This window comes from Streptomyces sp. NPDC005962, assembly GCF_040629205.1.
Classification (GTDB): Bacteria; Actinomycetota; Actinomycetes; order Streptomycetales; family Streptomycetaceae; genus Streptomyces.
In genome coordinates, this window is the sequence record NZ_JBEXVE010000042.1 from 71,437 (window position 1) to 83,522 (window position 12,086).

The 12,086-nt window shown below is 69.2% G+C and carries 8 protein-coding genes and 2 pseudogenes; 7 read left to right on the plus strand and 3 right to left on the minus strand.

Going from position 1 to position 12,086, the window contains the following annotated elements; all coding sequences use genetic code 11:
• Positions 1 to 302 precede the first annotated feature (302 nt).
• The gene (locus ABZ370_RS40580) at positions 303 to 1,307 is read left to right on the plus strand and encodes a hypothetical protein (protein WP_358632410.1); all 1,005 of its coding nucleotides are present in this window, start codon (positions 303 to 305) and stop codon (positions 1,305 to 1,307) included.
• On the opposite strand, the gene ABZ370_RS40585 is transcribed toward ABZ370_RS40580, so the two are convergent.
• On the minus strand, positions 1,308 to 1,577 hold the full coding sequence (locus ABZ370_RS40585) for a DUF1524 domain-containing protein (RefSeq protein WP_358632412.1): 270 nt from the start codon (positions 1,575 to 1,577) through the stop codon (positions 1,308 to 1,310).
• A 905-nt stretch (positions 1,578 to 2,482) separates the two neighbouring features.
• Here ABZ370_RS40585 and ABZ370_RS40590 point away from each other — a divergent pair.
• The 3 genes and pseudogenes from ABZ370_RS40590 to ABZ370_RS40600 form a co-directional block, all read left to right on the plus strand.
• Positions 2,483 to 2,611 (plus strand): annotated as a pseudogene (locus ABZ370_RS40590) (transposase); the annotation flags it as partial.
• A gap of 6 nt (positions 2,612 to 2,617) precedes the next feature.
• Positions 2,618 to 2,992, plus strand: coding sequence for a winged helix-turn-helix domain-containing protein (locus tag ABZ370_RS40595; protein WP_358632435.1), 375 nt, complete (start codon positions 2,618 to 2,620; stop codon positions 2,990 to 2,992).
• Positions 2,993 to 3,022: 30 nt separating this feature from the next.
• Positions 3,023 to 3,553, plus strand: a complete 531-nt coding sequence (locus ABZ370_RS40600; protein WP_358632437.1) for a transposase — start codon at positions 3,023 to 3,025, stop codon at positions 3,551 to 3,553.
• Positions 3,554 to 3,990: 437 nt separating this feature from the next.
• Here the strand turns inward: ABZ370_RS40600 and ABZ370_RS40605 are convergent, their stop codons facing one another.
• Positions 3,991 to 5,007 (minus strand): hypothetical protein, encoded by a 1,017-nt coding sequence (locus ABZ370_RS40605; protein ID WP_358632415.1) that lies wholly within the window; start codon positions 5,005 to 5,007, stop codon positions 3,991 to 3,993.
• 444 nt (positions 5,008 to 5,451) lie between these two features.
• On the opposite strand from ABZ370_RS40605, the gene ABZ370_RS40610 reads away from it, so the two are divergent.
• Both ABZ370_RS40610 and ABZ370_RS40615 read left to right on the plus strand, forming a co-directional pair.
• Positions 5,452 to 9,159 carry a hypothetical protein gene (locus ABZ370_RS40610; RefSeq protein ID WP_358632418.1) on the plus strand — a complete coding sequence of 1,236 codons (3,708 nt, stop codon included), beginning with the start codon at positions 5,452 to 5,454 and terminating at the stop codon, positions 9,157 to 9,159.
• 123 nt (positions 9,160 to 9,282) lie between these two features.
• Complete coding sequence (locus ABZ370_RS40615) at positions 9,283 to 10,215, plus strand: transposase family protein (RefSeq protein ID WP_358632421.1); 933 nt, start codon at positions 9,283 to 9,285, stop codon at positions 10,213 to 10,215.
• Positions 10,216 to 10,269: 54 nt separating this feature from the next.
• Here ABZ370_RS40615 and ABZ370_RS40620 read toward each other — a convergent pair whose 3' ends face one another.
• Positions 10,270 to 11,241 (minus strand): recombinase family protein, encoded by a 972-nt coding sequence (locus ABZ370_RS40620; protein WP_358632424.1) that lies wholly within the window; start codon positions 11,239 to 11,241, stop codon positions 10,270 to 10,272.
• Between the two features lie 153 nt (positions 11,242 to 11,394).
• On the opposite strand from ABZ370_RS40620, the pseudogene ABZ370_RS40625 reads away from it, so the two are divergent.
• Positions 11,395 to 11,520 (plus strand): annotated as a pseudogene (locus ABZ370_RS40625) (GNAT family N-acetyltransferase); the annotation flags it as partial.
• Positions 11,521 to 12,086 lie beyond the last annotated feature (566 nt).

The window sequence follows — 12,086 nt, forward strand, 5'->3', positions numbered from 1 at the left end:
AGCGACCCGTCCAACACCGCCGTGTAGGTCCGTCAGCGCGACCGTCTGCTCGGCCTGCCTGCGGCTTGCCGACTCGCACAGCTGGACGGCGTGGCACACGGCCCGCTTCGTCCGCCGGAGATACAGTGACGCCCAGCGGCATTGGTCTGCTGCTCTTACCGCGAACCTCGGCCCACCGGTTCAAGGCGGAGGCGAAGAAGCAGGGCTTCGACCAGTAGCACCCCCGAACCTCCACTTCCGATGCAGTACCTGTTCCTCACGCTCCGCGGGCCGACGGAGGTGGGTGAAAGGTGCCTCCGCCGATGTCGGCCACGCAGATCAGCAACCGCGCCCGTACGTACGCGCTGTACACCGGGGCTCCCCGCCAACTCGCCTGCGATATCGTCGCCGCCTTGCCCCCCGATTCCCCGCTCATCCCGGCACCGGCCGAGCAGGAACAGCTCCTCTTCGAGTCGGAGGTCTTCTACCAGGTCCTCAGCTCCCGTCAGAACTTCTTCGAGTACCCCTTCGGCATCAAGTACGTCGAGCCCACCGCGGGCGGCCTGCGGCTGAGCCTGGAGAGCAACGCGAGCCTCGAGAGCCTGCTGTGCGGACTGCTGCCGTGCCGCATGCCGATCAAGCCCGGACCAGATGAGATCTACGGTCTCAATGGAGTCCGGATCTGCCGGCGCACCGAGCGAGGGATCGAACTCCGACGCCTTGGACAGCCGACCAGCCTCACACTGTCCGGCCCCTCCCGACGGGCCTTTGAGAACGCCGAGGCCGCCATCGCCCAGCGGGTCGAGGACGAAGGCGGAGAAGCCTGCTGGCACACCGAAGGCACCTGGACCGACCACGAGAAGCAGTGGGAAGCCGATCGCCAGCCACTCATCTACGAGGCCACCTGGCGCGACGCCGCCTGGCTCCCCAGCGGGCTGCTGCGCCGTCTCGGTCTCCTGCACACCGTCGCCGTCCCGCAAGTCGTCACCGGTCACGAGGCCAGGCTAGGTGAGTGGTGGATCCTGGAGCTGGACCACTTCTCCGACACCGGTCTGCGGCGAGCCGAGCTGGTGCAGGCGCTGACCGACCCCGAGAACGGCCTGCCGCTGGAACTGCGCGGGCACCGTGACCTGGAGCCCGGGAGGAGCCTCGGCCTGGTCCTGCTCAAATCCCGTGACCGTACCGCCACGCTTCAACTGCGCTACGACCGGTGCGACAACCCCGTCAGAGACCGCGCCGAGATGTTCGCGGCGATCCGGCGCCGGATCAGCAAGATCACAGGTGAGGCGCCGCTTCCGTCGATGCCAGGATGCCGCGTCGACAGCTGATCACCCATGCCGTGGCAGATGACGTAAAACAGCTCCGGCGGGGCCTGTCGGCCCGCGTGGGCACGGCGGCGGCGTGGCGCGCGAACCTCGCTCGGGTGAGATCGGCCAGCCATTGGAGCGGGCGGAGACCGCGACGAGCTGCGAGTGCACGAGGTCGTTGGCGAATGCGCGGCGGTCCTGCGTGCTCCATTCCGCCGCGCCGGACCGCCAGGCCTCCTTGAGGGGGACGACGTGGTCGACATCGAACTGGGCGGCCGCGTCGGCAGTCACGCCGTCGTACGGCGAGACCCAGCGCCCGGAGGTCGCGCGGCACTGACCGTCCTGGGCGACGTCTTCGCCGTCCCGGGCGAGGACCGACCGTCTCGCGGGTGTCGCAGGTGCCCTGCTGGATGATCCAGTGGGGGAACTTCGCCCGGCTGTAGCCCGGGACGTCCGCCTCGGGCGCGACGGTCAACTCGGCCAGTTCCACCCGTGCTTCGCCGACGGCCGGGGGTTCAGGGAGCTCGGCGGAAGCGGTGGCCGAGGGAGGAGCGCTGGGGGCGGCCCAGCTGGGTGAGCCGAAGGCGAGGAGGAGACTGCTCGTGGCCAGCCCGGTGGCCACGGCAGTGGCCCAGCGGCGCATCATCATCGTCATGCCGACCACCGTGGCTGGGCCGGGCTGCCACGGGGCCTCAGCTCGGGGGGATTCACCCCCACGGGTGGCTGCCTTCGGAACTCCTCAAGCCCGGTGTGCGCAGCAGGCACACCACCCGGCATGCGTCATGAAGAAGAATGTCGGCAGCGATTACGAAGGGGAGCGTCGTGCGGCTGACTTCAAGGCCCCTCGGTGCCGCGGCGCGGTCCCCGTCGGCCAGGGCTCGCTGTGGGAAACCGGGGACGCCATAGATCTCCAACTGCTCACGCTCGTCGAGCTCCTCCGCGGGCCGACGACTGCTGAGCCGAAACTTCAGGCCCTACCCGAAAGCTCCGTGCCTGGCCGACTGGGCGCGTTCGTCGCGGGCCCGGCACGGCGCCGGAGCGCGTGATGTCTCTTGGCGACGTGCCGTGCTCACCGATCGATCTGCACTGTGACGTATGGGCTCGCGTATAGCGCTCTTCGTATCGTCTAGAGATCTTTAAGGGTGTGGGTTACGTGGGGTCGTGACAGCTGTCGTGGGCCGCTCTATGCCGGAGGAATGAAGTATCCCGATGGCGGAGGGTTAACGGCTGAGGAGCGGGCTCGGCGTGAACGGATCCGGTTGGCGGCCGGCGATCTGATCGAGGCGGGGGCAAGTGACCGGGAGGTGGCCCGGCGCTTCAGAGTGACCCGGATGTCGGCGAACCGCTGGCGGCGGGCGGTGGCTTCGGGCGGTCGGCAGGCCCTGGTCTCCAAGGGCCCCGGCGGTGCCCGCTGCAAACTCGGTGCCGGTCAGCTGCGTCTACTGGAGGCGGTGTTGGACGCCGGCCCGTCCGCCGCCGGCTGGCCTGACCAGTGCTGGACGCTGGCGAGGATCGCCGAGGTCGTACGCCGCCGGTTCGGCGTCGAGTACACCCTGGCCGGGATGGACCTGCTGCTGCACCGCATCGGCTGGAGCGTGCAGGTCCCCTCCCGCAAGGCCACCGAGCGCGACGAGGAGAAGATCGCCGCCTGGAAGGACGAGCAGTGGCCCGTCATAAAAAAGACGGCGGCGGACCTGGGCGCCTGACTCTGCTTCGAGGACGAAGCCGGCCAGGGGCTGAGGCCGCCCAAAGGCCGCACCTGGGGTCGACGAGGCCACACACCCGTCGTGCGGGTCACCGCCGCAGGCACCAAACGCGTCTCCATGGCGGCACTGATCTGCACCAAGCACTGCCACCGGCCCCGACTGATCTACCGCACCCACCTCGACCGCAACCCCGCCAAAGGCCAGCGCAAGGGCTTCACCGAGACCGACTACGCCCGCCTGCTCGACGCCGCACACCAGCAACTCGGCGACCCGATCGTCCTGGTCTGGGACAACTTGAACACACACGTCAGCCGCACCATGCGGCAGCTGATCGACACCCGATTATGGCTCACCGTCTACCAACTACCTCCGTACGCACCTGAGTTCAATCCCGCCGAGGGCGTCTGGTCGCATCTGAAACGCTCCCTGGCCAACCTCACCAAACACAGCCTCGACCAACTCGCCGCGCTCGTGAAGACCCGGCTCAAACGGATGCAGTACCGACCCGGCCTCATCGACGGCCTCATCGCCAAGACCGGCCTCGACTTCCAACCGCCGTAACCCCAGCCATTGAAGATCTCTAGCGCGAAGCCCGTCCCTGGCGGCGGCGGGCGCTTCGGCGAAAGAGGTGGCGCCGAAACCTGAGATCCGCGTGCACGATTCCAGCGGTCGCTAGGCACCGCTCCCGGCCGAGAGGCGAGTGTCGGGCATGCGGTGACGCGCAAAGCGCATCCTTGCACTCTTGCTGCGCCAATGCCTGACCCGGTCGCCGCGGTGCGGGGAGCGGTCGATCACAAGAACCTCGCCGCCCGGCGCGTTTCCTTGATGAGGCCCATCAGGCCGAAGACCGAATCCACCGCATGCGTGTGTTGGGGATCTCTGATGCAACCGCAATGAAGTATCTCCAGGCTGCACATCCACACCGCTTCAAACAGGACCCGGCACAGGCCTGACCAGTGCAGGTCTCCGGCGGCAAGCCGCCGGAGACCACAAGACAATCAGCCCGCCAGGTGCTTCGCGAGGTCGGTAAGGCTGCTGAAGATCGGAGTGTTGAAGTCCTTGTCGAGGTGGGCACGGTTGACCGCGGTGTCCCACGCCTTCTTGTCCGTGACGACCACGTCGCAGTACGGAATCGCGATCGACAGCGCGGCTATGTCGCGCAGATCGTTGATCGTCCAGTTCCGGTGCACGTCCTTGAGGTAGTGGAAGTGCATCTTCGTGACGACCTTCCGAGACGGAAGTGCCGTCAGGAAGTCGGTAAGTTCAGCCCGGCTGTGAAATGGGCCCTGCTTCACGAAGCCAGCGCTCATGAGCGCACGGGTGTAGTTGTCGATGATGTCGAAGCCGAGATGGCGGGCACAGATGGCGTCCATCGGTCGCTTGGCGATTTCCGGGTCGGTGCGCAGCGTGTTGATCATGACGCTGAAGTCGGCGAGCTGAGCGTCCGCGACACGCCGAGCCGCATAGGGGTCATAGTTCGGGACTGCGGACCTAAGCGTCCCCGTCGGCCCCCTCAGGACCCAGTACTCGGCGGTCGCGTTCGCTGAAGCCTCGAACTGCGACACCGACATCCCCAGCCGGGTCTCCAACTCCTGGCGGTTCTCCTCCGTGATCCCCTTCAGTACCATCCGCTTCGCCTCGCCGAACGCGAACCCCACGCCGATGCCGAACTTCGTCACCTTCATGGGGAAGGCGGGGCGGCCGAGCCGACGGTTGAGCTCCTGCGCCAGTTCCTCATCCAGGATCTTGGACTCGGGCGCCATGGTCACGAACCTGGACAACAGGGCCATCGCGTCTGCTGCCCGCTGCCGGTGAGCGTCACGGGGATTCTCGGTCAACTCCATGTAATGCACGGTCGAGAGCGGAAACATGACCTCTCCCCGCTCGACGTGGCCCTGGAACTGCTTCAGGGCCGTGACGTGGTCGGGGTTCTGGGGAGCGCCCGCGAGTGCGTCCCCGAGGGCATACCAGTGGTTCAGGTCGAGATAGACCATCAGCGGAAGGGGTGTTGCCATGCCCGCGATGCTAGGTCGCCCGGTCGCCTGATGCATCGCACTTTTTTTGATGCGCGAAGCCCGTCCGGCAACGGGTAGGTCAGCTGGTATATCCCGATCTTGGAAAGAGGTAACCCGACGGTCTCTTCGCCCCGAAGACTTCCGACAGCTCTGGGTTCGGCGCGACAGGGTCTCAGGAATCCGCGAACCTGTCGGCTTCGGTCACCGCTGAACTGCTCGACGAGCGATGGCGCGGTTGGGACCTGACTGACCGCACCGGCCGGCCTTTTTGGAACCCGGAGCCACTCCCATGCCCCACCACCCAGCCCCGTCGTTCTAGGTCGCATATGCCTGACCTCGCACGCAGCATATCCACAGCGATCGGTCAAACCCGGCCCACGCGCGGCGGCCCGCCTGCAAGGCTGTCCCGTCGGATCAGCCAGGCAGCAGAGCAGGAACCGCACCATGCCCTCGAACACGCCCACCTCCGCCGCACACCGCCGCGTTGAGTGGAAGGCCCTCGACCGCGCTCTGGCCCTGTACTCCACCGACTCCTTGATCGTGCTGCTCCAGGCCGCGCTCACGTCGCCCGACTGCCAGCGTCTCCACGACCACCTGCTGCTGATGCTCACCCGCGTCCTGCGCACCCCGCGCCGCCCCGGCACGCCTGCCGGCGCCGAGGACCTGCCCGGCCTGGTCAACGCCGTCGCGGATGCCGCGCCGGGACGCGGAGTCGTCACCGGCCGCCAGCCCAGCGACCTGCGCGCCGGCGTGCGCCATCACCTCGCGGACGAGGCGCTTCTGGTCCACCCTGGGCAGCTCGCCCACCCCCTCCTCGTCCTGCGCAGCCTGCAGCTCACCGCCCTGGCTACTGACGAACCCCTCCGGCGTGCCTGCGGATTCGGGATCGCCGACGTCCTTGAGTTGGCCCTGCGCGTCACCGACCGGGCCCTGACCGCCCTCACCCCTGCCTGGCCCGGTCCCCTCACCAGGGACACCGACGAGCAGGTCGCCTGCCACCTCACCCCGCCCGAAGTCGACGCCGCCACCGCCATCGCCGACCCCGCAGACCTCCTCCCCGCCTGCCGGCACCCGGAACGCGCCGCACGCGCCCTGGACTGGCTGACCCGCCCGATCAAAGCCATGCCGCTGCGCTACCACCCCGACACTCCGTTGCTCGGCCCCGTCCTGGCCCTCACCGCGCACGGCCGGCGCCTGCCCGTCCCCGCCGGCGCGGCCACCGACGCCATCGCCCCGGCCACCGCCCGCCTCCTCGACAAGCTCCCGCCACACGAACTGCCCGCCGCCGAGGCACGATTGCAGGAGGCGACCGTCGCCCGGCTCGCTCAGCTCCTCGGCCTGGACCACATCCCCACCCGACTTGAACCGGTGTGCCGACTGTCCTCGCCGACCCACCGCTACGACATCGCGGCCGTCAGCGCGATCACCGCAGGCACCCTCAGCTCACGCGTGGAAGAAGGCCGGGCTTCCCTGGCCGACACACCGCCGGGCCGCGGCCGCCTCGTCGTCTACGGAGGGCCCCGCATCCTTGGGCCAGAACTGATCAGCGACACCGCCTTCCTCCACGTCGAGGAGGTCGCCGAGATCCTCCACCACACGGAAGGCGATCCGACACTGCTGGCGCTGTTCGTCCTGGAGCTCACCGAGCACCCGGGCGTACGCGGAGTGTTCTACGAAGACGCCCTCGACGCCTGGTCCACCTGGCACCGCACATCCACCCTGCTGCTCCCCGGCCCCGACAGCAACGGCGTCGCCGTCGCCTCCGCCACCGACCACGACGAGGTCTGGGAACGCGCCGCCGCACACGCCGGCACCGACCGCCTCTTCCAGGCCGTCGGCCTCTCGAACGTGCGGGACTTCACGCGCGCCCGGCACTTCCCGCCCGACCTCGGCGGCACTGGTATCTACACCGACCTCGAGCACCACACCTGCGACGGAACCCTCCTAGTCCGCACGGCCACCGTCCCCCCACTGGTCGTCGTCGCCATCCCCTCGCAGCGGCCCGGCGTCCCCGTCGACGCGAGCGCCATGGCCAGCCTCGCAGACTCCCTGCGCACCACCCTGACCACCCTCGAGCCAGTCACCGCGCACGCGACGCTGCCCGACGGCGCGCCCCTCATCGTCGAGGTGGCCGTCTCCGACGATCCTCACCAACTCCCCGCCGGCGCACCGGACGGCGTGGACACCGCCGACGTGGGGGAGGGGCTACTGCTGCGCGCCGGCGCGGACCCCGCGGCCGGGCGCATCGATATCGTCGTCGACCCCCTGCTGCTGGCCGCCTTCGCGGGCGACGGCCACAAGGGACACTGCATCCTGGGCCTGCTTGTCCACGAACTCATCACCCAGGTCCGCACCGGCCGCGCCGCCGGGCCCGGCACTGACGCCGACACCTTCACCACCGCCTGGAACACTGCCCACCCCCTCCTGCGGCTGACCGGCATCACCCACTCCTGGCCCCCCACCACCCCCGCCTACACCCTGCCGCGCACCCCGCACCTGCACACCCGCGCCCTGCGCACCGCGGCGGCGGCCCTGCGCCGAGCCCGCGTGCCGGCCGGCAGCTGGCGCGGAGCCGACGCCTGCCGCCCCGGCGGCCCCGTCGAACAGCTCCTGCACGCCTTGGAAAAGGCCCTCGCCGATCAGATCAGCGGCCACCAGCCGGCGCTGTTCCGTGAAATCGCGCGGCACCTCAACGCCGCCTGGTCCCACCGCACCCGAGCCCTCACCGAGACCGCGGCCAATCTCTCAGCACCGTGGGCCAACAACTGGACCGCAGAAGCCGGCCGCCGATACAAGGACACCGCCACGGCGACTTCCGCGCTGCAGCTGCTCCTGCAGCAATCCCTTGTGACCGCGCCCACCGGCGATCAGGCCGTCGACGTCCTGGCCGTCGCTGAGCTCGTCGCGCTCGCCGAACTCGTCCTCGACGCTGGCATCACCGCGGTCGCGGCCGCCCGCCGCCTCCACGACGTCGAGGTGACCATCGACCCCAGCGGCCTGTTCACCCTTACCACCGGCCCCGACACCCCCGCCGAACCAGCCCAGGCAACCGACGGCGATCATCTCGGCTTCGACGCCGACACCTACCACCGCGCCCGCCTGCAGCGGATGATCAACGCCGCCACCAGTGCCGAGCCCGAACTCCTCGACTCGGCCGCCATCCTGACCCACCCGACCACCCGAACCCCCAACGATTTCACCGCAGCCGCTCGCCCCGCGGGAAGCCAGCTCGCCCAAGCCGACCGGCTCCTCATCCAGGGCTGGGGATGCAGCCTAGACGCACTCGGAGCCGTGCTCGCCACCGCTGCGGACTGGCCCACCTGCGGCAGTGGTATCGCCACGGTGACAACCGAGAACCTGGTCGCCGAGAGCGCTGCCTGGTCCCGCCTTCCCACCGACCACCTCCACGCAGCCGTCGAGCGCCTGCGCCTGCATCCCGGCAACGCCGCGGGCACCGGCGGCCACTCCTACACCGAAGTCGAGCGCCGCACCCGGCCCCTGACCCACCCCCTCATCGCCGACGGTGAGGAGCTGCTCGTCCTGCCCTGGCTCGCCCACGCCTCCCGCGAGGCCTACGCCGCCTACCTCGATGAGGGCCGCCTGCCGCACCCCGAACTGCCCGCCCCCGTCGGCCAGGCCCTCGCCCGTCACCGTCAGCAGCTCGACCAGCGCCTGGAACAGGACGTACGGGATGCCGCCCGTGCGGCAAAACTGCCGCATCGATTCCGCCTGCTGGAGAAGACCGCCGCCGAAGTCGGTATCCCCGGCCTGGCCGGCGAGATCGACCTGCTGGTCGCCGACCCGGACAGGGGCCGCCTATGGGTGATCGAGGCGAAGAACCCCACCGGAGCCGTGGCCTCCCATGCCCTGCAACAGCACATGAAGAAGTTCACCGCCCGCTACCGGGACAAGCTGTTCTCCAAAGCCGCCACCGTCGCCGCCCACGCCGGCCCCGCGGCAGCCGCCTGCGGCGTCTACGGCAAGCAGCCCTGGCGTGTCCTGCCGCTGATGGTCACCCGCACCATCGAGCCGGCCGCCTTCCTCGCCGACCCCCGCGTCCCCTACACCACCGCCGACCACCTCACAGCGGTCCTCACCCGCGCAGACGACCCCGAGCCGGGTTGGGTACCGGTCCCACCGCCGCCCCAATGACGCCCTCGTCGGCCGCCTTGCACAAGACCACGAGCAGAGTGCAGGCCGGTAACAAACGCTAACGAGCTCGTGCATGGTTGGCGGTGAGACGTCGAGCCCCTGATCGTTGATCATGGTCGTGTGGTGGAGAACGCGACCCGTGCCGTGATCATCGGCAACCGACGGATTACGGGCCTGACGGCTGATGTCATCGCTGAACTCATCGCTGAGGTAGGCCCTTTGTGGCACGAGCGGCACCAGAAACGGCTTGCCTCCCGGCCGCGAAAGCGAGCCGTGGGCGCCGGAGCCAAACACCGACTGGTGTTCGTCGACCGACTCTTGGCCACGCTTGTCCATCTCCGGCACGCAACGACTCACGATGTGCTGGCCTGCTGGTTCGGCGTAGACCGTTCCACCATCACACGGGCCATCAGCGAGATGCGGCCCCTGCTCGCGGAGCGGGGGTGCACCATCAGCCCCGACGTACGGCTGCGAACCCTGGCCGAGGTCGTCGGCCATCTCGGCGAGACCGGGAAGACCGGAATCATCGATGGCACCGAGATCCGGGTCCGGCGGCCGGCCACCGGACGCAAAGACCGGGACAAGTTCATCTCCGGCAAGACCAAGCAGAACGCCGTCAAGGCCATGGTGGTCACCGACGCCAAGGGGCGCGTGCTCTTCTGCAGCCCGACCCGGCCAGGCAGCTGTGCGGACATCACACACGCCCGCCAGTCAGGGCTGGTCAAGCTCCTGACCAACGGGCCAGCGGTCGAGATCCTCGCTGATGCCGGCTACCAGGGGCTGGGCGCCCAGACCGGCGGGCGCGTCGTGACACCACCGCACCGCAAATTCAAGAAGAGCGCCCCGGACTGGTACGAGGAGATGTACGAGCGGCAGCGCAAGGCGCACTCCTCGCGACGCATCCCCGTCGAGCACGGCATCGCCCACCTGAAGAACTGGCGGGCACTGGCCCGCCACCTCGGCCGTCGCGAGCACATGAGCGACATCGTCCAAGCCGTCGCCGGCCTGCTGTCCCAACAGCAGACCGCGGACCTGATCCCGACGCCGCAGATGTGAACACCGAGCCACGCCAAGTCGTCGACGTCTCACCGCCAACCATGCACGAGCTCGTTAGGTCCTGGTGGGGGCCGTTGCTGAGCGTTGGCGGAGGGCGGCGAAGTCGAAGTGGGCCGCCTCGACGGCCTCGGGGTACGCCTGGGCCTTCTCGTGTTCGGCGAGGGCGCGGTAGATGCTGGCGACGGAGGGGCTGAGTCCTTTTCGCTTGCCGGTGGGGATGATCAGGTCGGGCTGGATCTGCTCGACGGACTCCCCGGCCGCACGGCGCCGCAGGACGGTATGGAGCATGTCGTCGGTGATGACCGGGGGCCGGCCGCCGTGCTTGCCTTTGCGGGCCGCGGCGTCGAGGCCTTCGAGGGTGGATTCGCGAATGTTCTCCCGTTCGGTCTCTGCCATCGCCGCGAAGAACGCGAACAGCAGCCGGCCGGGCCCGCTGGGGTCGTACATCCCGGCCAGGGGTCCGGCGAGCATCTCCAGGACCAGGCCGTGGGCGGTGAGGTGGTCGGCGAGCGCGGTGAGTTCGGCGGCGTCGCGGCCCAGCCGCTTCATCTCGTAGACGCTGAGGATGACCCGGCAGTGCGGGGCGTGGGCCTTGATCTCGCGGGCCGCGGCGAGCGCGGCCTCGAACTGCGGGCGGACCCGGATGCGGGTGCTGATCTTCTCGCTGAACACCTTCTCGCGCGGGATGCCGTGCTTGGCCAGCGCGTCAAGCTGGGAGTCGAGTTCCTGGCCGAGGGTCGAGCAGCGGGCGTAGCCGATCCGGATGTCCGCACCCGGGGTGCCCGGGTCGACAGGCGGCGGAGTGCCGGGCCGCCACGGCTGCCCCGGGCCCCGGTCGGCCGGGGTCTGCACCCGCACGAGCTTCGCGAGCCGGGGGACCTTGGTGAAGCGGCCGGTGTGGTAGGTCCCGGCGACGGCGCCGCCGCGCGAGCGGCAGGGCGATCCGGGTTCGGCCGCGCACCGCGGGCAGGGGTGGCGCTCGACGTCGTCGGCGTCGGCCGGGGCGGGGTCGTGAGGGTCCGTCATGACCCCGGATGTTCTCACAACTCAGTTCTCAGAACGGGGCGTCACCCGTCCTTACGTGAGAACAGGTTGTGAGAACGGATCCGGCGCCGGTGCGGTCTCTCCGGCGCCCTGTTGATCTTGCTCTGGGAAAGGACCATCTGCGAGAGTTCCGCGAGAGCCCGCGACGAGAGGCCCTTCCCGCACACCTCCGCGCGCAACTCCAACGCCATCCGGCTGTACGAGTCGCTGGGCTTTTGGCTGCGCCGCCGCACGGCGTTCCTCGCGGCGCGGGTGCCGGAAACAGCGCGGCAGCAGTACCGCAGATGTGCGAACGAGCGGTGGGCTCTCACCCCCGCGGCTGGACGTACACTCCATACATGGGTCGCATATGCGCAGTGAGGGAGTGCCTGTTCCAGGCCGCTCATGCCCTGTGCCCGTCCGCCGCGTGCGCGACGACCGTCGACCCGGTGAGCGCGCCGGCGATCTACTGTCGCGCGTTGCACGGCCACGGCTAGCGATTCCGGGCAATTCTCAGCATTTCCCAGATCATTCCGCCCCTGCAAGGCGGACCATTTTCTGCGCGGCCGCCCCTCCTCACCTCTGTAGCCACGGCGACGGTCCTCGCCGCATTTTCCTGCTTTGTCATCCTTTGGCGCTCTGACGCCGCCTGCGCGCCGGACAACCGGCAGCCGGTGCATTTTCGAGAGGACCCTTGTGAAGCTGAGCGAGCTGCTCGCCGGGCACGATCATGAAGTCATCGAGGGCGATCCAGAGACGAAGATCACCGGAGGCACCGGCTTCGACGCCCACCGCGCCGCTCCGGGATCCCTGTTCATCGCGGTGCCCGGCCATCGCGAGGGCGGCCC